The following is a 22,159-nucleotide window of genomic DNA, read 5'->3' on the forward strand; positions in this document are numbered from 1 at the left end:
CGATCCGATTTCCTCGGTGCTTTCCAGGCTCCCGCGTTTTTCTCACGGTTTCCTTTCCGGCGGTTCCGACTCTATCAGATCCTTTCGGCGTCTGACTCCCAGTCAGGGGGTTTGTCTTCCCGGCCGCTGGGCCGTTCCGACGAGTGAGACTTTAGCGGATTCCGCGCTCCCGAGCTAATCGGGGGCTGCGTCCTTTCGAACGCGGATTCCTCATTTCACAAAATACGTACGCCAAAGCAGCCGACGCCGCAGCATCGATTGCTGGTAGGTACTTGCGGAATGGCTGTCCGGGGACCGACCGAAGTCGGCGCTCACGTCGGACAACCCGGAGAACACTACGGATCGACGTGGGGTGTGTCAACTCTTGCCCTGGGGACGCCCCGAGGGCGTAGCCTGGTCCACATGACAACGCGTACGTGTACCCAGCTTTGGTGGGCCGCCTGACGGCGGCCGTACTCACGTATGCAACCAACGGCCGCCGCTTCGGCGGCCGTTCTCGTATCTCCTCCGGACTCCGGGGGCCGGCCGCAGGAGCGGCGGTCCCGACCAGGAGGTGGAGTGGAGATGACGCGGGTATTCAGTGGGATCCAGCCGACCGGGCACCTGACGTTGGGCAACTACCTGGGAGCCCTGCGGCGCTGGGTGGAGACGGACCAGCATCAGGCTGACGCGCTGTTCTGCGTCGTGGATCTGCACGCGCTGACCGTGGACCAGGATCCGGCGCGATTGCGCAGGCTCAGTCGGCAGACGGCGACGTTGATGCTGGCGGCCGGGCTCGATCCCGAGGTGTGCACCGTGTTCCTGCAGAGTCATGTCGACGAGCACACGAGGCTGTCGTACCTGCTGGAGTGTGTGGCGTCCGACGGTGAGATGCGGCGGATGATCCAGTACAAGGAGAAGGTCGCGCGGCAACAGGAGCGGGGCGCGAGCGTGCGGCTGTCGTTGCTGACGTATCCGGTGCTGATGGCGGCGGACATCCTGGCGTACGGCGCGGGCGAGGTGCCGGTCGGGGACGACCAGGTGCAGCATGTCGAGCTGGCGCGGGATCTGGCGGTGCGGTTCAACCAGCGGTACGGGCACACGTTCGTGGTGCCGAAGGCGACGCGGCCCGAGGTGGCGGCGCGGGTGATGAATCTCCAGAACCCGACGGCGAAGATGGGGAAGTCGGACGACTCCGGTCTGGGGGTCGTCTATCTGCTGGACGAGCCGGACGACGTGCGGAAGAAGGTCATGCGTGCCGTCACCGACAGCGGGCGGGACGTGGAGTACGACCGGGAGGCGCGGCCGGGGGTCGCCAATCTGCTGGAGATTCTCGCTGCGTGCACGGGCGGGAACCCTGAGTCACTGGCGGGCGTTTACCAGTCGTACGGCGCTTTGAAGAAGGACACCGCGGAGGCCGTGGTGGAGGTCCTCAGGCCCGTGCAGGCCAGGCACAGGGAGCTGTGCGCGGATCCTGCCTATGTGGAGGGGGTGCTGCGGGATGGTGCGGAGAAGGCGAGGGCGATGGCCCGGCCGACCGTCGATGCGGCGTATCGGGCGATCGGCCTGTTGCCGCCGGTGTTCGATACCGCGTTGAGCGCGGCCACCCGTTAGGGACTGTCCGTGCGGGCCCCGTTCGGGCGGGGCCGGGCGTGTGGGGGGGCGGCGGTCGGTGAGCCGTCGCCCCCGGCGCCGGGTCAGTCCTTCTTGCCGGAGGCGAGTTCGCGGCTGCGGTCGCGGGCGGCTTCGAGGGCGGCGATGAGGGCTGCTCGTACGCCGTGGTTCTCCAGTTCGCGGATGGCGTTGATGGTCGTGCCGGCGGGGGAGGTGACGTTCTCGCGGAGTTTGACGGGGTGTTCGCCGCTGTCGCGGAGCATCACGGCGGCGCCGATGGCGGACTGGACGATGAGGTCGTGGGCCTTGTCGCGGGGCAGGCCGAGCAGGATGCCGGCATCGGTCATGGCCTCGACGAGATAGAAGAAGTACGCGGGACCGGAGCCGGACAGGGCGGTGCAGGCGTCCTGCTGGCTCTCGGGGACGCGGAGCGTCTTGCCCACGGCACCGAAGATCTCTTCGGCGTGCGCGAGGTGCTGTTCGGTGGCGTGGCTGCCGGCGGAGATGACCGACATGGCCTCGTCGACGAGGGCCGGGGTGTTGGTCATGACCCGGACGACCGGGGTGCCTGCGGGCAGGCGCTCCTCGAAGAAGGAGGTGGGGATTCCGGCGGCGCCGCTGATGATCAGGCGGTCGGCGGGGACATGCGGGGCCAACTCGTCCAGGAGGGTGCCCATGTCCTGCGGTTTGACCGTGAGGATGAGGGTGTCGGCGGTCTTGGCTGCCTCGGGGTTGCTGACCGGGGTGACTCCATGGCGGGTGCGGAGTTCTTCGGCGCGTTCGGGGCGGCGGGCGGTGACCAGGAGGTCGGCGGGGGCCCAGCCGGCCCGGATCATTCCGCTGAGCAGGGCTTCGCCGATCTTGCCGGTGCCGAGGACTGCGACTTTCTGGCTCATGGGGTTCAGTTTCGCACCGGTGAGGAGGGGGGGCGGCTGGGTTGTCCGGTGGGCGGAACGGCGGCTAGGCCGTGCGCCGTCGTAGCGTCGCCGCCCCCACGCCCAGTACCAGCAGGGCGCAGCCGGCGACGATCAGGACGTCTCGTACGAACGTCGCCGTCATGTCGGTGTGGCGCAGGACCTCGTTCATGCCGTCGACGGCGTACGACATCGGCAGGACGTCGGAGATGGCCGTGAGGGCGGGGTGCATGTCTGACCGGGGAGTGAACAGGCCGCAGAGGAGGAGCTGGGGAAAGATCACCGCGGGCATGAACTGGACCGCCTGGAATTCCGAGGCCGCGAAGGCCGAGACGAAGAGGCCGAGGGCCGTACCGAGCAGGGCGTCGAGGAGGGCGACGAGGAGGAGCAGCCAGGGTGAGCCGGTGACGTCGAGGCCGAGCGCCCACAGCGCGAGTCCGGTGGCGAGGGCGGACTGGACGATGGCGAGGGTGCCGAAGGCGAGGGCGTAGCCGGCGATGAGGTCGGCCTTGCCGAGGGGCATGGCGAGGAGGCGTTCGAGGGTGCCGGAGGTGCGTTCGCGCAGGGTGGCGATGGAGGTGACGAGGAACATCGTGATCAGCGGGAAGATGCCGAGCAGGGATGCGCCGATGTTGTCGAAGGTGCGCGGGCTGCCGTCGAAGACGTAGCGCAGCAGGATCAGCATCAGGCACGGGACGACGATCATCAGCGCGATGGTGCGCGGGTCGTGGCGGAGTTGACGCAGGACCCGGGCCGCGGTGGCGGTGGTGCGGGAGGCGTTGAGCGCGCCGGTGGGGGCGACCGGGGCGGTCGTACTCATCGGGTCGTCTCCTGGGTGCGGTGTGCGGTGGCGGCTTCGTCGACGAGGCGGAGGAACGCTGCCTCGACGGTGTCGGTGCCGGTGCGGGTGCGCAGGGCGTCGGGGGTGTCGTCGGCAAGGATCTCGCCGTCGCGCATGAGGAGGAGGCGGTGGCAGCGCTCGGCCTCGTCCATGACATGGGAGGAGACGAGGAGGGTGGCGCCGCGGCCGGCGGCGAGGTCGTGGAAGAGGGCCCAAAGGTCGCGGCGCAGAACGGGGTCCAGGCCGACGGTGGGTTCGTCCAGGACGAGAAGTTCCGGGGTCCCGAGGAGGGCGACGGCGAGGGAGACCCGGCTGCGCTGGCCGCCGGAGAGGTTGCCGGCGAGGGCGTCGGCGTGGCTGGTGAGGTCGACGTCGGCGATGGCCCGGGTGACGTGTTCGTGGCGGCGCTCTGCAGCGGCGCGGCCGGGGTCGAGGATCGCGGCGAAGTAGTCGAGGTTCTGGCGAACGGTCAGGTCGTCGTAGACGGAGGGGGCCTGAGTGACGTAGCCGATGCGGCTGCGCAGGGTGGGGTGGCCGGCGGGGCGGCCGAGGACGTTCAGGGTGCCGGTGACCTTGGCCTGGGTGCCGACGATGGCGCGCATGAGGGTGGACTTGCCGCAGCCGGAGGGGCCGAGCAGGCCGGTGATCTGGCCGCGGGGGACGGTGAAGTGGAGGTGGTGCAGGACGGTCCGGGGGCCGCGGACGACGGTGAGGGCGTCGGCGTGGACGGCGATGGTGGCTGTGGTGGAGGGGTTGAGCGGCTCGGTCGGTGGATCCGACGGATAATTCATCACGCGCTGAATAATCCGCCGGGAGCATCGCGGACGTCAAGGGGTGCGTCCGGGTGCGCTGCCGGTGCGTGCGGGTGCCGATACGGCAGCGGCGGCCGGGAGGGCACCCGGCCGCCGCTTCGATGGAACTTCGCCCAGGTCAGGGCTTGGTGGCGACGAGGAGAAGCACGTCGTAGGTCTCCTCGACGATGCCGTCGGGGAAGACCTTGAGCAGATGGGCGCGCTCCTCTTCCAGGTGGGCGGTCCTGCGCTCCTGCGGCGCGACGAGGAAGGCCGAGTGGCTGCCGATGTTGGCGAGGTGGGTGTCGACCGGGACGCGGCGGCTCCAGCGGACGTCGCGGCGGACGAAGTTCAGGCGCCCGCTGGGGTCGGCCAGGTCGGTGCGCTCGCCGGCCTTGCGCTTCTTCGCGGCGACATCCACGCCGAGGAAGCGGCCCGTGCGGCCGGCGGCCTCGGCGATCCAGTCGACGTCGAGCGCCTCGGTGTTCCACCACACCGCCAGCGCGCCGCCCGGCCGCAGCACCCGCAGCGCCTCCGGCACCGAGCGGGCGGTGTCGGTCCAGTGCCAGGCCTGGGCGTAGGTGACGAAGTCGGCGGAGGCGTCGGCGACGGGAAGGGCGTTGCCGTCGCCGCGGACGATCGGGAGCTGCGGCAGCCCGCGGCGGAACTCGGCGGCCATACCCTCGCCGGGTTCGACGGCGAGGACATCGGCGCCGCGGTCGTGCAGGAGGGCGGTCGCGATGCCCGTACCGGCGCCGACGTCCACGACCCGGGCACCGGACAGGGACCGGCCGGCCAGTTCCTCGACGGTGTCGAAGAGGGCGGGCGGGTAGGAGGGACGGTTCGCCGCGTACTGGGCGGCGGCGGAGTTGAAGGAGTGCGCGCGGGCCGAGTCCGAGGGGGTGGGCGGGGTCGGTTGTGTCGTGGTCATACGGACATCCTGTGACGCCCTGGGACAGGACGACATCGGGATTTCCGGAGCGGGAGGCGGTTTTTCGGGGAGCGGTGCGGGCCTGAGGCCGGTGTCAGCGGTTGCGCTTCTTCTTCGACGGGTTGCCGGTGCGGCGGGAGGTTCGGCGGTCGTGGGCCTCGCGGGCCTGGTCGTACTCCTCGCGGTGGAGCTTCTCGCCGGGGGCCTCGGTGAGGGAGCGGAAGAAGTAGGCGAGGAGGGAGCCGACGAAGCCGATGGCGAGCAGGCCGCGCAGGGAGGCCTGGCGCTGCGGGTCGTGGCGCTTGCCGAAGCCCTCCCAGGTGTTGCGGAAGGCGAGCGCGCTGCAGATCGCGAACATGGCGATGATCAGCACGGTCACGAAGGAGCCGGTGTCCGCGATCTGGATGCCCTCGTAGGCGAAGCGCAGGACCAGACAGGAGGCGACGGCCGCGGCGAGCGAGCCGATGGCGACGCCGGCTCGGCGGGCGGTGTAGCCGTCTTCGTGGTTCACCCAGGTGGTGCCGAAGAAGCGGAGGGGCTCGGGGCGGGGGCCGCCGCTCGGGGCCGTGCCGCCGGAGGAGCCCGCCGGGGTGTCCGGGGTGCCGGTTTCGTCGCTCACGGAACGATTATGGCGCCGGACGGGGACGGGCTCCCGGTGGGGTCAGGCGCAGCGAGAGGCGACGTAGCCGTCGCTGCCGGTCTGGACGTAGGCGTCGGAGACGTACTCGCCGTTGTCGATGTTGTCCCAGATGTTGGAGGTGCCGTACGGGCCGGAGACCCACGTACCCGGCGTCTGGCAGAAGATCGGGACGCGGGTTCCCTCGGGCAGGACGCGCACGATGCCGTAGCCGGTGCCGGGGCCGTTGCGGACGTTCAGCCGGACGCCCGGGGCGACCGCGTACGTACGCACGTCCGCGGCGGCCGTCGTTGCCGTGGACTCGGTGCCGGTCTCGACGTCTTCGACATGGTCAACAGACATGTGATCCTCCCCCGTTGGACCCATGCGTCTCATGGGCCCCCTTGGTTCCCTGGGAACAAGTCGCGAAACACCCGTGCGCGACTCGCACGCGGAGGCTAGCAAGCCGCCTCTGTCTCGCACGAGTCATCGACTAGGCTCCGTGCGTCGCGCTCGCGGAGGAACAGCACGGGGGTGGTCGCATGACGCCACGCAGGAACACGGGAGCGGGCGCGGAAGCGGAACTTCCCGAGTACGCCGGTCACTATCGCCTGGACGCACGCCTGGGCTCGGGCGGCATGGGTGTCGTCCATCTGGCCCGGAGTACCTCGGGGATGAAGCTCGCGGTCAAGGTCGTACACGCCGAGTTCGCCAGAGACCCCGAGTTCAGGGGGCGTTTTCGGCAGGAGGTGGCCGCCGCCCGCAAGGTCAGCGGAGCCTTCACCGCGCCCGTCGTCGACGCCGATCCGGATGCCGAACGGCCCTGGATGGCCACACTGTTCATTCCCGGCCCGACCCTCTCCGACGAGGTGAAGCGGAACGGGTCCATGGCTCCTGCGCAGCTGCGCCGGCTGATGGCGGGGCTCGCCGAGGCGCTGCGCGACATCCACCGGGTCGGGGTCGTGCACCGGGATCTGAAGCCGAGCAATGTGCTGCTCGCCGAGGACGGGCCGAAAGTCATCGACTTCGGCATCTCCCGGCCGAAGGACAGCGAACTGCGCACCGAGACCGGCAAGTTGATCGGCACTCCGCCGTTCATGGCGCCGGAGCAGTTCCGGCGGCCGCGCGAAGTGGGGCCCGCCGCCGACATCTTCGCGCTCGGGTCGGTGATGGTGCACGCGGCGACCGGGCGCGGGCCGTTCGACTCCGACAGCCCGTACGTCGTGGCGTACCAGGTGGTGCATGACGAGCCGGACCTCACCGGTGTGCCGGACGATCTCGCGCCGCTGGTACTGCGGTGCCTCGCCAAGGAGCCGGACGGCCGGCCGACCCCCGATGAACTCATGCGGGAACTGCGGTCGGTGGCGGCCTCGTACGACACGCAGGCGTTCATACCGGCGCAGCGCTCCAGCGACGGGGCGGCCCAGCGGTCGGGCGACGAGCCGGCGCCGCGGCCGCGTGCCGGGCGGCCGGAGCCGTCGGCCGGGCGGCGCCTTCGCCGGAAGGCGGCGGTGAGCGCCGGAGCGCTCGGCCTCGTCGCGGCCGCCGCGCTGGTCGTCGTACAGCTGATGGGAAGCGACGGCCCCACGCCGGCCGGTACGACCCCGCACACCAAGGCCGCCGTGTTCAGCTCCTGGGAGGCCAAACCGGTATCCGGGGGGACGGGGATGCCCCAGTGTTCGTACGGGGCCGGCAGGTTGCTTTGTGCGCGGCCCGGTGCGGTCTTCGCGCTCTCCGCCGCCGACGGAAAGCTGCTGTGGCACCGCTCGGTCGCCGCCGGGCCGGTCAGCGGACCGCCGGTTCTCTCGGACTCGCTCGTGCAGCTCTCCACGAACGGCAGCTCACGGCTGGAGGCCTTCGACCTGCGCTCCGGCAACGAGGTGTGGAAGCGGCCGCTGCCACAGGGCGCGACGGACCGGTACGCCGGCGGCACGGCCCTGCTCAGCGGAGCCGACGGAACGATCAGCGGCGTGGACGGCACGTCGGGCCGGACGAAGTGGAGTCATCGGCTCCAGGGTTCCGGTACGCCGTTCCTCGCCTCGTTCGACGGGGACCCGCTGGTCTACGCGACCACCACGTCGCCGGACGGGACGCGCACCCACGTCGCCGCGGTGGATCCCGGTAGCGGCGCCGTGCGCTGGAACGCCTCGCTGAACGGGGTGTTGAAGCCGGTCGGCAGCCAGGGCGGCTCCCTGGCCTTCCTGTCCGTCGACCTGACCACCGGGGAGACGAACGCCGTGGTCCGCTACACGCCGGCCGCGAAGACGTCGCGCCGGGTGGCGCTGCCGGTCCCGCGTCTGACACCGCAGGCCACTGTGCACGGCGACACGGTCTACCTGCTGGCCACCGGCGGCTCGCTGGAGGCCGTCGACCTGAGCGCCGGCAAGCGGCTGTGGCACATCGAAACGTCCGTCAGCCGCGGTTCGGCCCCGGTCGGCGACGGTGCGCACGTCTACTTCACCGCGGCCGACGGACGCCTGCTGGCGTTCGACGCGCACGACGGACACCTCATCGGGCAGACCCGGCCGCGGCTCGGCGCCGACGCGGACAAGGTCACCGCCGAGCTGCCGGCACCGGTGGTCGTCGACGGCCATGTCTACGCCGCCGCTCCCGACGGGACGGTCTTCGGTGTCGGGGCGCGCAATCCGGCCGACTGGTGAGATGCAGAGGTGACCGACGAAGGTGGCCGACAGGGTGACCGGCAGAGGTGACTGGCAAGAGGGAATGACAAAAGGGGCCGCCCCACCGGAGGCGGCCCCTTCCATGTGCGGGTCGGGTCAGCCCAGCTTGGTCACGTCGCGGACCGCGCCCTTGTCGGCGCTGGTCGCCATCGCGGCGTAGGCGCGCAGGGCGGCCGAGACCTTGCGGTCGCGGTTCCTGGGGGCGTAGACGCCACCCAAGGCCTGCTCGCGGCGGGACAGTTCGGCCTCGTCGACCAGCAGCTCGATCGTGCGGTTCGGGATGTCGATGCGGATGCGGTCGCCGTCCTGGACCAGGGCGATGGTGCCGCCGGACGCCGCCTCGGGGGAGGCGTGGCCGATGGACAGGCCCGAGGTGCCGCCGGAGAAGCGGCCGTCGGTGATCAGGGCGCAGGTCTTGCCGAGGCCGCGGCCCTTCAGGTACGAGGTCGGGTAGAGCATCTCCTGCATGCCGGGGCCGCCCTTGGGGCCCTCGTAGCGGATGACGACGACATGGCCGTCCTTGACCTCCTGGGTGAGGATGCGCTGGACAGCCTCCTCCTGGGACTCGCAGACCACCGCCGGGCCCTCGAAGGTCCAGATGGACTCGTCGACACCGGCCGTCTTGACCACACAGCCGTCCACGGCCAGGTTGCCCTTGAGGACCGCGAGGCCGCCGTCCTTGGAGTAGGCGTGCTCGACGGAGCGGATGCAGCCGTTCTCGGCGTCGTCGTCCAGGGCCTCCCAGCGCTCGGACTGGGAGAAGGCCTCGGCGGAGCGGACACAGCCCGGGGCCGCGTGCCACAGCTCGACCGCCTCCGGGGACGGGGAGCCGCCGCGGACGTCCCAGGTCTTCAGCCAGTCGGCCAGGGACGGGCTGTGGACCGCGTGCACGTCCTCGTTGAGCAGGCCGGCGCGGTGCAGTTCGCCGAGCAGGGCCGGGATGCCGCCGGCGCGGTGCACGTCCTCCATGTAGTACGTGCGGTTCTTCGCGACGTTGGGCGCCACCTTCGCCAGGCACGGCACCCGGCGCGAGACGGCGTCGATCTGCTCCAGGCCGAAGGGGACGCCCGCCTCCTGGGCGGCGGCCAGCAAGTGCAGGATCGTGTTGGTGGAGCCGCCCATCGCGATGTCCAGGGCCATCGCGTTCTCGAAGGCCTGGAAGGTGGCGATGTTGAGCGGCAGGGCCGACTCGTCGTCCTGCTCGTAGTAGCGGCGGGTGAGGTCCATGACCGTGCGGGCCGCGTCGACGTAGAGCTGCTTGCGCGCGGTGTGGGTGGCGAGGACCGAGCCGTTGCCGGGCAGGGACAGGCCGATCGCCTCGGTCAGGCAGTTCATCGAGTTGGCCGTGAACATGCCGGAACAGCTGCCGCAGGTCGGGCAGGCGTTCTCCTCGATACGGAGGATGTCCTCGTCGGAGATCTTGTCGTTGACGGCGTCGGAGATCGCGTCGACCAGGTCGAGGGTGCGGACCGTGCCGTCCACGAGCGTGGCGCGGCCGGCCTCCATCGGGCCGCCGGAGACGAAGACCGTCGGGATGTTCAGGCGCAGCGCCGCCAGCAGCATGCCCGGCGTGATCTTGTCGCAGTTGGAGATGCAGACCAGGGCGTCGGCGCAGTGGGCCTCCACCATGTACTCCACGCTGTCCGCGATCAGGTCGCGGGAGGGCAGGGAGTAGAGCATGCCGCCGTGGCCCATGGCGATGCCGTCGTCCACGGCGATCGTGTTGAACTCGCGCGGGATGCCGCCCGCCTCCGTGATCGCCTCGCTGACGATCCGGCCGACCGGCTGCAGATGGGTGTGGCCCGGCACGAACTCGGTGAAGGAGTTCGCGACCGCGATGATCGGCTTCCGGCCGATGTCCGCACCGGGTACACCGGAGGCGCGCATAAGGGCGCGGGCGCCCGCCATGTTGCGGCCGTGGGTGACTGTGCGGGACCTCAGCTCGGGCATCGTCGCTCGCTCCTTCGAAGATCTACGAAGACCTACTGCCAAAGAGTTCTGACTGTACGGTCGAGCGTACGCCGGTGCTCCAAACGCTGGACACGGTTGTCCGGAATGCGGGACGTGCGTTTCACCTGTGCGTGGGATTTCGCCCGTCGTCGCGACCCCACCTGTCGACATCCCGTCTGCCGACATCCCGTCTGCCGACGAAACGTCATCTGTCCGTGAGGTGGTGCTGTACGACGGGGGCGACGCGCGCGATGATCTGCTCCAGGTCCGCCGACGCCAGCGGCTCCAGCTTGATCACGTAGCGCATCATCGCGGCACCCACCAACTGGGCGGCGGCCAGCTCGGCGCGCAGCTCGGGGTCCGGCAGATCCACCTGGGCCGCGATCCGGCGCAACAGCTGGGCGGCGATCAGGCGGCGGAAGACGGCGGCCGCGGTGTCGTTGTTGACCGCCGAGCGGACGATGGCCAGCAGCGGGGCACGGGTCCGGGGGTTCTCCCAGACGCCGAAGACGAAGCGGGTCATCCGCTCCCCCACCCCGTCCAGAGGGCCGTCGGCGATCGCTACCGGCGCGTCCAGCGCGGGCGCGAGGGCCACGGTGACGGCCGCCTCGAAGACCTGCTCCTTGGTGCCGAAGTAGTGGTGGACCAGCGCGGAGTCGACCCCGGCCGTCTTGGCGATGCCGCGGACGGACGCCTTGTCGTAGCCGCGCTCGGAGAACTCCTCGCGGGCCGCGGTGAGGATGCGGTCGCGGGTGTCGGCGGACTCGGTGCGCGGCGGCCTGCCCCTTCGGCGGACGGCCGGCTCGCCGGGCGACGGTGGCGTGTTCTCGGTCGGCGGCGTGTTCTTCGTCATCGGTGCTCGCTCATGGCCGGGGCACCCGGACCGCCGACGCCAGGTGCTTACGGGTGAAGGCAAGAGCCTCGGCGAGGTCGGCCTCGCGCTCCGCGGCGGACATCGCGCGCCGGGTGTTGACCTCGATGACGACATGGCCGTCGAAGCCGGAGAGGGTCAGGTGTTCCAGCAGCTCGGCGCAGGGCTGGGTGCCGCGGCCGGGCACCAGGTGCTCGTCCTTGGCCGAGCCCCGGCCGTCGGCGAGGTGCACATGGCCGAGGCGGTCGCCCATGCGGTCGATCATGTCCAGGGCGTCCGCGCGGGCGGTCGCGGTGTGGCTGAGGTCGATCGTGAAGTGCCGGTAGTCGTGCTGGGTGACGTCCCAGTCGGGGGCGTAGGCGAGCATCTCGCGGTCACGGTAGCGCCACGGGTACATGTTCTCGACCGCGAACCGTACGTCCGTCTCGTCCGCCATCCGCCAGATCCCGTCGACGAAGTCGCGCGCGTACTGCCGCTGCCAGCGGAAGGGGGGGTGTACGACGACGGTGGAGGCACCCAGCTTCTCGGCGGCCGCCCGGGCGCGCTGCAGCTTGGTCCAGGGGTCCGTCGACCAGACCCGCTGGGTGATCAGGAGGCAGGGGGCGTGAACCGCGAGGACCGGAATGCGGTGGTAGTCCGACAGGCGGCGCAGCGCCTCGATGTCCTGGCTGACCGGGTCGGTCCACACCATGACCTCGACGCCGTCGTACCCGAGGCGCGCGGCGATCTCGAAGGCCGTCGCCGTGGACTCCGGGTATACGGAGGCCGTCGACAGCGCGATACGCACGTCCGTTGGTTCAGCCACGTCCGTCACCTTACGGCGTGGGGTAGTCCCGGTGTTGGGTGCCTATTCGCCGTTGTGAGCTTTGCCATTCCGGCGGGTGCGTGATCGCTTCTCGCGCCCACGCGGCGCAGCCTCGTATCGACACAGCCCCGCGCCCCCGGGGAGTCATGCCGAGCCCATGTGATCCAGGCGCCGTAGGATCACGCCCTCACGCAGGGCCCACGGACAGATCTCCAGGTTCTCGACGCCGAACAGGTCCATCGCGCCCTCGGCCACCAGGGCGCCGGCCAGTAGCTGGCCGGCCCGGCCCTCCGAGACGCCCGGGAGCTCGGCGCACTGGTCGGCGGTCATTCCGGCGAGGCGCGGGACCCAGGCCTCCAGGGACTCACGCTTGAGTTCGCGCTGGACGTAGAGGCCGTCGGCGCTGCGCGCGGCGCCGGCGATGCGGGCGAGCTGCTTGAAGGTCTTGGAGGTGGCGACGACGTGGTCGGGGACGCCGAGGCGGCTGAATTCGCCGACCGTGCGGGCGATCTCCGTACGTACATGGCGGCGCAGCGTGCGCACGGCGTCGGGGGCGGGCGGGTCACCGGGCAGCCAGCCAGCGGTGAGCCGGCCGGCGCCGAGCGGCAGCGAGACGGCGGCGTCCGGCTCCTCGTCTATGCCGTAGGCGATCTCCAGGGAGCCCCCGCCGATGTCCAGGACCAGCAGCTTTCCGGCTGACCAGCCGAACCAGCGGCGGACCGCGAGGAAGGTCAGCCGGGCCTCCTCCGCGCCGGTGAGGACCTGGAGTCGTACGCCGGTCTCGTCGGCCACGCGCGCGAGGACGTCGTCGGCGTTGGTGGCTTCCCGGACGGCGGAGGTCGCGAACGGCAGCAGGTCCTCGACGCCCTTGTCCTCGGCGGCCTGGAGCGCGTCCCGTACGACGCCGACCAGTTTCTCCACGCCGTCGTCGCCGATGGCACCGCTGCCGTCGAGCAGTTGGGCAAGCCGAAGGTCGACCTTATGGGAATGTGCGGGCAGCGGGCGCGCGCCGGGGTGAGCGTCCACCACCAGCAGATGCACCGTGTTCGAACCCACGTCCAGGACACCGAGTCTCATATACGGAACGCTACTGCCAGATCGTCCGCCGTCGGTCCCCGGAGCGGCCCTCGGCCACTTACCCTGGACACGTGCCAAAGACGAAAAAGGCGAAGGATCACAAATCCTCCAAGGAGTTGAAGGATTCTTCGCAGGCGAAGGCGTCCGTGTCCAAGAAGTCGTCCAAGAAGTCCAAGAAGGCCCCGGAGATGAGCGACGAGAAGGGGCTCGACTTCGCGCGCGCCTGGGTGGAGTTTCCTGATCCTGCGGACGACGAGCAGGTCTTCCGCTGTGATCTGACATGGCTGACCTCTCGCTGGAACTGCATCTTCGGCAGCGGCTGCCAGGGCATTCAGGCGGGCCGCGCGGACGACGGGTGCTGCTCGCTGGGCGCGCACTTCTCGGACGAGGACGACGAGAAGCGGGTCGCCCAGCACGTGGCGCGGCTCACGCCGGAGATCTGGCAGCACCACGAGGAGGGCACGCGGAACGGCTGGGTCTCGGAGGACGACGAGGGCTCCCGTCAGACCCGGCCCTTCCAGGGCTCGTGCATCTTCCAGAACCGGCCCGGTTTCGCGGGCGGCGCGGGCTGCTCGCTGCACATCCTCGCTCTGCGGGAGGGCCGGGAGCCGCTGGAGACCAAGCCGGACGTGTGCTGGCAGCTGCCGATCCGGCGGACGTACGACTGGATCGACCGCCCCGACGACACACGGGTCCTGCAGATCTCCATCGGCGAGTACGACCGCCGGGGCTGGGGTCCCGGCGGCCACGACCTGCACTGGTGGTGTACGTCGGCGACGTCGGCGCACGGCGCGGGCGACCCGGTGTACGTGTCCTACCGGGCCGAGCTGACCGAGCTGATGGGCAAGGCGGGGTACGACCGTCTGGTCGAGCTCTGCGAAGCACGACTGGCGTCCCAGCTGCCGCTCCTCGCCCCTCACCCCGCCGACCCGGCCCCGTAACCCCACCGGCCGCACCCTTTCCCACCCACCCGTCTCGGTCGGCTGAAACGGCACCGAGGGGGCGATGCCGGGGCGCCCCCGGGGAAGGAGGGGGCCCGACTGTCGCGTGCCAGGGGCGAGAGCAGGGACCGACAGTCGCGTCCCAGGGTCGCCAGGAGGGTCCGACCGCCACCTGCCGGAGGCGAGAGCAGGGACCGACAGTCGCGTCCCAGGGTCGCCACGAGGGTCCGACCGCCACCTGCCGGAGGCGAGAGCAGGGACCGACAGTCGCGTCCCAGGGTCGCCAGGAGGGTCCGACCGCCACTTGCCGGAGGCGGCGGCAAGGCCGGGCGACCGCATGCCGGTTGCGACGGCAAGATCCGACAGCCGCATGCCGGGGCGCCACCGGACCCCCGCCAACAGCCGACGCGGACGACGACACGGACGCCGACGGGGGCGGGGACATCGCAGGGCTCCGCCCGCCGACAAACCCGGCAACCCGCTCCGTCACCCCCGGGTGGCCCGGTAACTCCCGCGCCCACGGGGCCCGGCGCGTCCGGCGTCCCGGCTCCGCTCGCCCCGCCCATGGGACCAGCACCGGCTTCGCCGAGTTCCCGACCGCTGGGATCGGCAGATCCGTTCCGCCCTCCTGCCCGCGCGTTCCGGCCACCGTCTTCGTGTCCCCGCCCGGACACCGCCTGACCTGCGACGTTCGCCCCGTGCCGTGGAACAGAGCACCCGGGGTGCCGCAAACGTCCCGGGTGCCCTGAAACAGATCTGCCCATCGCCCCATCAGCGCTCCCCCGCCTGCCCTCAGTCCAGCCCCCGCCCCAGTCCCCGCCTCGCGCCCGAACCCTCATCCCGCACCCCAGCCCCAGTCCTCGTCCGGCGCTTCAGCCCGCCCCCCGATCCCCGCCCTATGACCCAAGCCCCGCCCCCAGCTGCCAGAAAGGGTTCGGTGTCTCGGACGCCGGAAGGGGCTCAGTGTCGCGAAGCGGGCGCCCCCGCCCCGCGCCCGAACCCTCGTCCCGCACCCCAGCCCCGCCCCAGTCCTCGTCCGGCGCTTCAGCCCGACCCGCCCCCCTGACCAGTCCTCATCCCCGGCCCCGGTATCCAGGCGGCCCGGCCCGACATCCAGCCGCCCCCGGCACCAACCACTCGCACCCCATGCCCCCAAGCCCCGCCCCCAGCAGCCAGAAAGGGCTCGGTGTCTCGGACGCCGGAAGGGGCTCAGTGTCTCGAAGCAGGCGCCCCCGGTCAGCCACCCACACCCCCATGCCCCCCAAATCCCGCCCCTAGCTGCCGGAAGGACTGGGCGTCTCGGTGTTGGTCGGGGACGGAGTCGGGGGCGGGGAGTCGGAGGACGGGGGTGGGGTTGTGGGGGTGGGGGGCGGGGTCGAGGTGGTTGGGGGTGGGGACTGGGTGGTCGGTGGGGGTGTGGGGGGTTGGGTGGGAGTGGTGGGTGGGGTGGAGGACGGGGGTGGGGATGTGGGGTGGTGGGTCGGGGCCGTGCCGTAGCCGTCGATGGAGACCACCGTGCCGGCCGGGGAGATCGCCACCTGGGCGTGCCAGAGGCCGGAGGGCTCGCGGAGGTGGTCCACGTACATCTTGATCGTCAACGTTTCGCCGGGGGCGAGGGTTCCCGCGGACCGGCTGAAGTAGAGCCAGGGCGCCGAGGTGGACGCGGACCAGCGGACCGGGGCCGAGCCGGAGGCGGAGAGGGTGATCAGCGTGGTGTCACCGTCGTTCGCGGCGCTGACATCGAGCCGCCCGGAGCCCTTGTCGCCCGCCCCGGAGACGCTGACGACCTCCACGGAGACGTCCGCCTTGCCGTCCTGACCGATGTGCGCACCGGGCTTCACGCGCGCGTTCCCAGCGTTCTCGTAACCGCCGGCCGGGTCGCCGCCGAGGGCGTCGGGGCCCTCCGCCTCGTGCGCGGTGGCCGAGGGGCCGTCCCCCTCCGCCGTCGGGGCGCCCCGGTAGGCGGCCCACAGGGCCAGGACAGGGGCGGCCACCACCGTGGCCACGACCGTCGTCGTCACGGCACGCGCGCGTAGCCGGTCCCGGCGGGCCGCGCGGTCCTTGGGGTCCATCGGGAAGCCACGCCGGTCGAAGCGGGGTGCGGCCACGCCACGCGCGCGTGAGTGGTGCGCCAGAGCGATGTGCAGTGCCGCGCGAGGGGCTTCGAGGACGGGCAGCTCGGCCGGGGTGACCGTGGCGCCGGGCCAGCGGCCGGGGACGGCGCGCTCGGCGGTTCGGCGGCAGCGCGGGCAGTCGTCCACGTGCCGGACCAGCTCGCGGCGCAGGGCCGTGCTGAGGACCAGCCGGCTGTCCCCCGTGAGGTGGGCCACGCTGGGACAGCCGCCGGTCTCGACGACGGCGAGGGCCGCTCGGGTGCGCTCGACCTCGCAGGCGGCCGTGGCCAGCAGGTCACGCGCGGCGGCGGGTTCCATGCCGAGGACGGCGGCGACCTCGTGCGCGGCCAGATGGTGGCGGACGGCCAGCTCCAGGGCCTCGCGCTGCTCGGGGGTCGTACCGGCCGCTTCCGGCCAGGCCAGCAGGGACAGTTCGCGGCGGCGCTGCTCCTGGACCTCCGGGGCCAGGGTCCGCTCGGGAACCCGGCTCGCGGCCGCGGAACGGCCCGCCGCGTGGGTGGCCTGACGTTTCTGCTTGGCCTCGGCCAGCTTGCGCAGGCATGCCCAGCGGGCGAGCGCGTACAGCCAGGCCCTGCGGTCGCCGGCGGCCCCGGGGACGCGGTGTCCGCGCCGCTCGGCCAGGGCGAGGACGTCGCCGAGGGCGGCGGTGGCCGTGTCGTGGTCGCACAGAACCGACAGGCAGTAGGTGAACAGCCCGTCCAGGTACGGCTCGTAGCGCGCCGGCGGCCGCTGGGCGAGGGTGCGCCCGGGGGCGTGGTCGTGCCCCTCCCGCGCCTCTCGTGCGGCACGCGCCTCGCGGTGCGCCCAGTGTGTGCCGCTGGTGCGGGTGGTGGTCTCCGGGCTGCTGCTCATCACCTGTGCGACCGTAGGCGGCGGCGGAGTGCCCCTTCTCGCACCTTGAGCACTTTTAATCCGTACGGGTGAAACGATCCCTCATAAGGGGACAGGAACCCTTTGTTCCGTGGCTCGATCCCGACGGGTCATGGCCGATACCGGTTCACCCGCCCACCGCCCGTTCATCCCACGGATGGCCCGTTCATCCCACAGTCGGCCCGTTCATCCGACGGACGGCCCGGGGAGACCTGCCGGCGGCCGGGGAGACCCTTCGGCGAACCGGGGACCGATTGTCAGTGGCGCGGGCTACGGTTTCCGCATGGCTGCCCGTACCAAGACCACCAAGGACCGCCCGTCCTACCGCTGCACCGAGTGCGGCTGGCAGACGGCCAAGTGGCTCGGCCGCTGCCCCGAATGCCAGGCCTGGGGCACGATCGAGGAGTACGGCGCGCCCGCGGTCCGTACGACGGCACCCGGCCGTGTCACCACCTCCGCGCTCCCCATCGGCCAGGTCGACGGCCGGCAGGCCACCGCCCGCACGACCGGCGTGCCCGAACTGGACCGGGTGCTCGGCGGCGGCCTGGTGCCCGGTGCGGTCGTGCTGCTCGCCGGCGAGCCCGGCGTCGGCAAGTCCACGCTGCTGCTGGACGTGGCCGCCAAGTCCGCGAGCACGGAGCACCGCACGCTCTATGTCACCGGTGAGGAGTCCGCGAGCCAGGTCCGGCTGCGCGCGGACCGCATCGGCGCCCTGCACGACGAGCTGTATCTGGCCGCCGAGACCGACCTGTCCGCGGTCCTCGGCCACTTGGACGAGGTGAAGCCGTCCCTGCTGATCCTCGACTCGGTGCAGACGGTGGCCTCCCCGGAGATCGAGGGCGCGCCCGGCGGCATGGCGCAGGTGCGGGAGGTGGCGGGCGCGCTGATCCGCGCCTCCAAGGAGCGCGGCATGTCCACACTGCTGGTGGGCCATGTCACGAAGGACGGCGCGATCGCCGGCCCGCGCCTGCTGGAGCACCTCGTGGACGTCGTGCTCCACTTCGAGGGCGACCGGCACGCGCGTCTCCGTCTCGTCCGGGGCGTGAAGAACCGCTACGGCGCCACGGACGAGGTCGGCTGCTTCGAGCTGCACGACGAGGGCATCACGGGCCTCGCCGACCCGAGCGGACTTTTCCTGACACGTCGGGACGAACCGGTCCCCGGCACCTGCCTGACCGTCACCCTGGAGGGCCGCCGCCCGCTGGTGGCCGAGGTGCAGGCGCTGACCGTCGACTCCCAGATCCCCTCTCCGCGGCGTACGACCTCGGGCCTGGAGACCTCGCGCGTGTCGATGATGCTGGCCGTCCTGGAGCAGCGCGGCCGGATCAGCGCGCTCGGCAAGCGGGACATCTACTCCGCGACGGTGGGCGGGGTGAAGCTGTCGGAGCCGGCCGCCGACCTCGCGGTCGCGCTGGCGCTGGCCTCCGCCGCCAGTGACACCCCGCTGCCGAAGAATCTGGTGGCGATCGGCGAGGTGGGCCTCGCGGGCGAGGTCAGACGGGTCACGGGCGTGCAGCGCAGGCTCTCCGAGGCGCACCGGCTGGGCTTCACGCACGCGCTCGTGCCGACCGACCCGGGCAAGGTGCCGCCCGGTATGAAGGTCCTGGAAGTGGCCGACATGGGGGACGCGCTGCGGGTGCTGCCGCGCTCGCGTCGCCGAGAGGCCCCACGGGAGGCCGAGGAGCGCCGGTAGACTTTGCCCAGGTCTCGCCTGTCCGTACGAACCGAGTGCGGGTACGGGAGCGCGTCAGAACCTGCGACCGGAGGAGTGCAGTGGCAGCCAACGACCGGGCAGCAGCTCCCGGAAAGTCCGGTGGGAGTGCCGGTTCCGATGGCCTGATGCGCGCCTCGCTGAGCGCCGTGGCTCCCGGTACGGCCCTGCGTGACGGCCTTGAGCGCGTTCTGCGCGGCAACACCGGCGGGCTGATCGTCCTCGGCTCCGACAAGACGGTCGAGGCGATGTGCACGGGCGGTTTTGTCCTGGATGTCGAGTTCACCGCGACCCGGCTGCGGGAGCTGTGCAAGCTCGACGGCGGCATCGTGCTCTCCTCCGACCTGTCGAAGATCCTGCGCGCCGGTGTGCAGCTGGTGCCGGACCCGACGATCCCGACGGAGGAGACGGGCACCCGGCACCGCACGGCGGACCGGGTCAGCAAGCAGGTCGGCTTCCCCGTGGTCTCCGTCTCCCAGTCGATGCGGCTGATCGCCCTCTACGTCGACGGTCAGCGCCGCGTCCTGGAGGACTCGGCGGCGATCCTGTCCCGGGCGAACCAGGCGCTGGCCACGCTGGAGCGGTACAAGCTGCGCCTGGACGAGGTGGCCGGCACGCTGTCGGCGCTGGAGATCGAGGACCTGGTGACGGTGCGGGACGTGTCCGCCGTCGCACAGCGGCTGGAGATGGTCCGTCGTATCGCCACCGAAATCGCTGAATATGTGGTCGAACTGGGCACCGACGGGCGTCTTCTCGCGCTCCAGCTGGAGGAGTTGATCGCCGGTGTCGAGCCCGACCGTGAGCTGGTCGTCCGGGACTATGTCCCCGAGCCGACGGCGAAGCGGTCCCGTACGGTCGAGGAGGCGCTGTCCGAGCTGGACGCGCTGAGCCACGCGGAGCTGCTGGAACTCGGCACGGTGGCGCGTGCGCTGGGGTACACCGGATCGCCCGAGACACTGGACTCCGCGGTGTCCCCGCGGGGCTTCCGGCTGCTGGCGAAGGTTCCACGCCTTCCGGGCGCGATCATCGACCGGCTGGTCGAGCATTTCGGGGGCCTGCAGAAGCTACTCGCTGCCAGCGTGGATGATCTGCAGACCGTGGATGGTGTGGGAGAGGCGCGCGCGAGGAGCGTGCGGGAGGGTCTGTCCCGGTTGGCGGAGTCGTCCATCCTGGAGCGGTACGTCTGAGTTCTGGCCGGGCGCCCAATAGCTCGGGAGGCACGGTGGTCTTGCGACTGCGGGTCCATCGCGGCTGGTCGTGCAGTTCCCCGCGCCCCTTGGGCAGGCAAGCTGCAGCGTGCTTTCAGGAGCCCGGGGAACTGCGCGAACGCCCCCACACACCCGCACCCGACGACGAACCCGCGCTGCCCCGATCCTCAGTCCGCCGACAGCACGAACGAAGCGCGTACCTTCCCGAACCCGGGCGCCTTCGCCTCCAGCAGATACGTACCCGCCCCCGCCGAACCCCCGGAGGGAGTGGGCGTCGCGCACTGGGGCGCGCTCGGCCTGCGGTCCCACTTCACCGTGTACGTGATGCTCTGGCCCGCCGGTACGCGGAACGGCAGGCTCCCGGGGCCCTGGGGGCAGTCGGCCGAGGACCAGAACGGGGCGCTTCGGTCGGCCGACGTGATGGTCAACACCGCGCTCTTGGGCCCGAGATCGACCTTGCAGTCGGTGGGCGAGCCGTTCTTCGCGGTGAGTTCGAAGGTCGGTGTCTGGTCCGGCGAGTAGGAGTTGCGCAGGCTGCGCAGGGTCAACGTCACTGCGGAGGACGTGCAGTTGGGGAGTGAGGAGGACGCCGGGAGCGTGTCGCCCGTACCGACGTTGCCGCCTCCGGCCCCCGAACCGGAGCCGCCGCCCGAGCCGTCACCGGACCCGGAGGACCCGCTGTCGCCGCCGGAGGCGGAACCGCTCCCACTGGAGTCCCCACCGCTCGACTCGTCGCGCCCGCCCGGGTGTTGACTGATCGCGGGCCCGGACGAGGACGGCCCCGGCGTGATCGTGTGCGCGGGGTTCTTGCCGTTGGACGCCTCGGGGTTCTTCTTGCCGCCCCCGCCGCCGGCGGTCGCGATCCAGGTGACCAGCAGTGCCAACAGGGCCACCACGGACAGCAGTACGACCCTCCTTCGCCAGTAGATGGAGGAGGGAAACGGCCCGACCGGATTGCGCAGAGAACCCACGGCCCAAACCTTACGAGAGAACCCCGTGCTTGCTTGCGTCACCCGCCGCCCGGGCGGCAACTTTTCCAGATCATCATCCCGGTAACTGCCGTCAGCGGCGGGGCCCTTCACAGATCGCGACACTGAGTGACCGCGCCGTCACCCGCCACGGACGCCTCGCCGTGGGAGGATCGGAAGGCCATGACTGAGACGCTGCACACCCCCGTGATCGCCTGGTTCGACGCCCACGCCCGCGACCTCCCCTGGCGCCGCCCGGAGGCGGGCCCGTGGGGTGTGATGGTCAGCGAGTTCATGCTGCAGCAGACCCCGGTCAGCCGGGTGCTGCCCATCTATGAGGAGTGGCTGGCCCGCTGGCCCCGCCCCGCCGGCCTCGCGAAGGAGGCACCGGGCGAGGCGGTGCGCGCCTGGGGCCGGCTCGGCTACCCGCGCCGGGCGCTCAGACTGCACGGAGCCGCCGTGGCCATAACGGAACGGCACGGCGGGGACGTACCGACGGATCACTCACAGCTGCTGGCGCTGCCCGGCATCGGCGAGTACACGGCGGCCGCGGTGGCGTCGTTCGCGTACGGGCAGCGGCATGCGGTGCTGGACACGAATGTGCGCCGGGTCTTCGCGCGGGCGGTGACGGGGATGCAGTACCCGCCGAACGCGACGACGGCCGCCGAGCGGCGCCTGGCCCGTGAGCTGCTGCCGGAGGACGAGAAGACGGCCGCGCGCTGGGCCGCCGCCTCGATGGAGCTGGGCGCGCTGGTGTGTACGGCGAAGAACGAGGGGTGCGGGCGGTGCCCGATCGCCGCGCAGTGCGCCTGGCGGCTGGCCGGCAAGCCGGAGCACGCGGGGCCGCCGCGCCGGGGGCAGACGTACGCGGGTACGGACCGGCAGGTGCGCGGCAAGCTGCTGGCGGTGTTGCGGGAGGCGCACGCGCCGGTCCCGCAGGCGGCGCTGGACCGGGTGTGGCACGAGCCGGTGCAGCGCGCCCGAGCGCTCGACGGGCTTGTCACGGACGGTCTGGTGGAGCCGCTGCCGGGCGGCCTGTATCGACTGCCGCTGAGCTGACGCACAGCCAAGTCACAGCCTCAGGGGCTCTGTTACGGAGCCACTTGCCCGACAAAAGCCTACAGAAAGGGACATAACGACCAACCTGCTTACCCCGCTTCCACGGTCGTTACACAACCGACGGATAGCCGATTGCTAGCCGAAGGCTGGATCGGACAGCGCCGTGACAACCACTCCGTAGTTTCTTCTCCGTGCCC

18 protein-coding genes are annotated in these 22,159 nt (G+C 71.4%); 6 read left to right on the forward strand and 12 right to left on the reverse strand.

What is annotated here, in order from left to right:
• Positions 1 to 564: 564 nt before the first annotated feature.
• Positions 565 to 1,593: a tryptophan--tRNA ligase gene (trpS, locus tag AV521_RS42360; protein WP_076097016.1), complete on the forward strand. Its 1,029-nt coding sequence runs from the start codon at positions 565 to 567 to the stop codon at positions 1,591 to 1,593.
• 83 nt (positions 1,594 to 1,676) lie between these two features.
• Here the strand turns inward: trpS and proC are convergent, their stop codons facing one another.
• The 6 genes from proC to AV521_RS42390 all read right to left on the reverse strand — a co-directional run bounded on the left by proC (position 1,677) and on the right by AV521_RS42390 (position 6,049).
• Positions 1,677 to 2,489 carry a pyrroline-5-carboxylate reductase gene (gene proC / locus AV521_RS42365; RefSeq protein WP_076096924.1) on the reverse strand — a complete coding sequence of 271 codons (813 nt, stop codon included), beginning with the start codon at positions 2,487 to 2,489 and terminating at the stop codon, positions 1,677 to 1,679.
• Positions 2,490 to 2,553: 64 nt separating this feature from the next.
• Complete coding sequence (locus tag AV521_RS42370) at positions 2,554 to 3,327, reverse strand: ABC transporter permease (protein ID WP_076096926.1); 774 nt, start codon at positions 3,325 to 3,327, stop codon at positions 2,554 to 2,556.
• The gene (locus tag AV521_RS42375; RefSeq protein WP_076096928.1) at positions 3,324 to 4,142 is read right to left on the reverse strand and encodes an ABC transporter ATP-binding protein; all 819 of its coding nucleotides are present in this window, start codon (positions 4,140 to 4,142) and stop codon (positions 3,324 to 3,326) included. Before AV521_RS42375 ends, AV521_RS42370 begins: the two co-directional genes overlap by 4 nt.
• Positions 4,143 to 4,278: 136 nt before the next feature.
• A complete protein-coding gene (locus AV521_RS42380; RefSeq protein WP_076096930.1) occupies positions 4,279 to 5,070 on the reverse strand; it encodes a class I SAM-dependent methyltransferase in 792 nt (263 codons plus the stop codon).
• A 94-nt stretch (positions 5,071 to 5,164) separates the two neighbouring features.
• Positions 5,165 to 5,689 carry a hypothetical protein gene (locus tag AV521_RS42385; protein WP_076096932.1) on the reverse strand — a complete coding sequence of 175 codons (525 nt, stop codon included), beginning with the start codon at positions 5,687 to 5,689 and terminating at the stop codon, positions 5,165 to 5,167.
• A gap of 42 nt (positions 5,690 to 5,731) precedes the next feature.
• Positions 5,732 to 6,049: an SH3 domain-containing protein gene (locus tag AV521_RS42390; RefSeq protein WP_076096934.1), complete on the reverse strand. Its 318-nt coding sequence runs from the start codon at positions 6,047 to 6,049 to the stop codon at positions 5,732 to 5,734.
• A 179-nt stretch (positions 6,050 to 6,228) separates the two neighbouring features.
• Between AV521_RS42390 and AV521_RS42395 the strand changes: the two genes are divergently transcribed.
• Positions 6,229 to 8,346: a serine/threonine-protein kinase gene (locus AV521_RS42395; RefSeq protein ID WP_076096936.1), complete on the forward strand. Its 2,118-nt coding sequence runs from the start codon at positions 6,229 to 6,231 to the stop codon at positions 8,344 to 8,346.
• Between the two features lie 117 nt (positions 8,347 to 8,463).
• On the opposite strand, the gene ilvD is transcribed toward AV521_RS42395, so the two are convergent.
• The 4 genes from ilvD to AV521_RS42415 all read right to left on the reverse strand — a co-directional run bounded on the left by ilvD (position 8,464) and on the right by AV521_RS42415 (position 13,070).
• Positions 8,464 to 10,317, reverse strand: a complete 1,854-nt coding sequence (ilvD, locus tag AV521_RS42400; protein ID WP_076096938.1) for a dihydroxy-acid dehydratase — start codon at positions 10,315 to 10,317, stop codon at positions 8,464 to 8,466.
• Positions 10,318 to 10,522: 205 nt separating this feature from the next.
• Complete coding sequence (locus tag AV521_RS42405; RefSeq protein WP_076096940.1) at positions 10,523 to 11,170, reverse strand: TetR/AcrR family transcriptional regulator; 648 nt, start codon at positions 11,168 to 11,170, stop codon at positions 10,523 to 10,525.
• A gap of 10 nt (positions 11,171 to 11,180) precedes the next feature.
• Positions 11,181 to 11,993 (reverse strand): sugar phosphate isomerase/epimerase, encoded by an 813-nt coding sequence (locus tag AV521_RS42410; protein WP_076096943.1) that lies wholly within the window; start codon positions 11,991 to 11,993, stop codon positions 11,181 to 11,183.
• A gap of 144 nt (positions 11,994 to 12,137) precedes the next feature.
• Positions 12,138 to 13,070 carry a Ppx/GppA phosphatase family protein gene (locus AV521_RS42415; RefSeq protein ID WP_076096945.1) on the reverse strand — a complete coding sequence of 311 codons (933 nt, stop codon included), beginning with the start codon at positions 13,068 to 13,070 and terminating at the stop codon, positions 12,138 to 12,140.
• A 71-nt stretch (positions 13,071 to 13,141) separates the two neighbouring features.
• Between AV521_RS42415 and AV521_RS42420 the strand changes: the two genes are divergently transcribed.
• Complete coding sequence (locus AV521_RS42420) at positions 13,142 to 14,011, forward strand: hypothetical protein (RefSeq protein ID WP_076096948.1); 870 nt, start codon at positions 13,142 to 13,144, stop codon at positions 14,009 to 14,011.
• A gap of 1,274 nt (positions 14,012 to 15,285) precedes the next feature.
• Here the strand turns inward: AV521_RS42420 and AV521_RS48335 are convergent.
• A complete protein-coding gene (locus tag AV521_RS48335) occupies positions 15,286 to 16,998 on the reverse strand; it encodes a hypothetical protein (RefSeq protein WP_371917111.1) in 1,713 nt (570 codons plus the stop codon).
• A gap of 301 nt (positions 16,999 to 17,299) precedes the next feature.
• Here AV521_RS48335 and radA point away from each other — a divergent pair, with 301 nt between their 5' ends.
• Together radA and disA are read left to right on the forward strand one after the other, a co-directional pair.
• Positions 17,300 to 18,709, forward strand: a complete 1,410-nt coding sequence (gene radA / locus AV521_RS42430; protein ID WP_076096952.1) for a DNA repair protein RadA — start codon at positions 17,300 to 17,302, stop codon at positions 18,707 to 18,709.
• Between the two features lie 80 nt (positions 18,710 to 18,789).
• Entirely contained in the window at positions 18,790 to 19,914 is a 1,125-nt protein-coding gene (disA, locus tag AV521_RS42435; protein WP_031225157.1) for a DNA integrity scanning diadenylate cyclase DisA, read from the forward strand.
• 188 nt (positions 19,915 to 20,102) lie between these two features.
• On the opposite strand, the gene AV521_RS42440 is transcribed toward disA, so the two are convergent.
• Positions 20,103 to 20,906: a hypothetical protein gene (locus tag AV521_RS42440; protein ID WP_179023814.1), complete on the reverse strand. Its 804-nt coding sequence runs from the start codon at positions 20,904 to 20,906 to the stop codon at positions 20,103 to 20,105.
• A gap of 180 nt (positions 20,907 to 21,086) precedes the next feature.
• On the opposite strand from AV521_RS42440, the gene AV521_RS42445 reads away from it, so the two are divergent.
• Entirely contained in the window at positions 21,087 to 21,962 is an 876-nt protein-coding gene (locus AV521_RS42445) for an A/G-specific adenine glycosylase (RefSeq protein ID WP_076096956.1), read from the forward strand.
• Positions 21,963 to 22,159: the final 197 nt, after the last annotated feature.

This window comes from Streptomyces sp. IMTB 2501 (assembly GCF_001953885.1).
GTDB lineage: Bacteria > Actinomycetota > Actinomycetes > Streptomycetales > Streptomycetaceae > Streptomyces.

Bases quoted from the DNA above. Each gene is read 5' to 3' on its own strand.
- AV521_RS42405 (WP_076096940.1), bottom strand. From the start codon at position 11,170: ATGACGAAGAACACGCCGCCGACCGAGAACACGCCACCGTCGCCCGGC.
- AV521_RS42380 (WP_076096930.1), bottom strand. From the start codon at position 5,070: ATGACCACGACACAACCGACCCCGCCCACCCCCTCGGACTCGGCCCGC.
- ilvD (WP_076096938.1), bottom strand. From the start codon at position 10,317: ATGCCCGAGCTGAGGTCCCGCACAGTCACCCACGGCCGCAACATGGCG.
- radA (WP_076096952.1), top strand. From the start codon at position 17,300: ATGGCTGCCCGTACCAAGACCACCAAGGACCGCCCGTCCTACCGCTGC.
- AV521_RS42370 (WP_076096926.1), bottom strand. From the start codon at position 3,327: ATGAGTACGACCGCCCCGGTCGCCCCCACCGGCGCGCTCAACGCCTCC.
- AV521_RS42445 (WP_076096956.1), top strand. From the start codon at position 21,087: ATGACTGAGACGCTGCACACCCCCGTGATCGCCTGGTTCGACGCCCAC.
- AV521_RS42390 (WP_076096934.1), bottom strand. From the start codon at position 6,049: ATGTCTGTTGACCATGTCGAAGACGTCGAGACCGGCACCGAGTCCACG.
- AV521_RS42395 (WP_076096936.1), top strand. From the start codon at position 6,229: ATGACGCCACGCAGGAACACGGGAGCGGGCGCGGAAGCGGAACTTCCC.
- AV521_RS42415 (WP_076096945.1), bottom strand. From the start codon at position 13,070: ATGAGACTCGGTGTCCTGGACGTGGGTTCGAACACGGTGCATCTGCTG.
- AV521_RS48335 (WP_371917111.1), bottom strand. From the start codon at position 16,998: ATGAGCAGCAGCCCGGAGACCACCACCCGCACCAGCGGCACACACTGG.
- trpS (WP_076097016.1), top strand. From the start codon at position 565: ATGACGCGGGTATTCAGTGGGATCCAGCCGACCGGGCACCTGACGTTG.
- proC (WP_076096924.1), bottom strand. From the start codon at position 2,489: ATGAGCCAGAAAGTCGCAGTCCTCGGCACCGGCAAGATCGGCGAAGCC.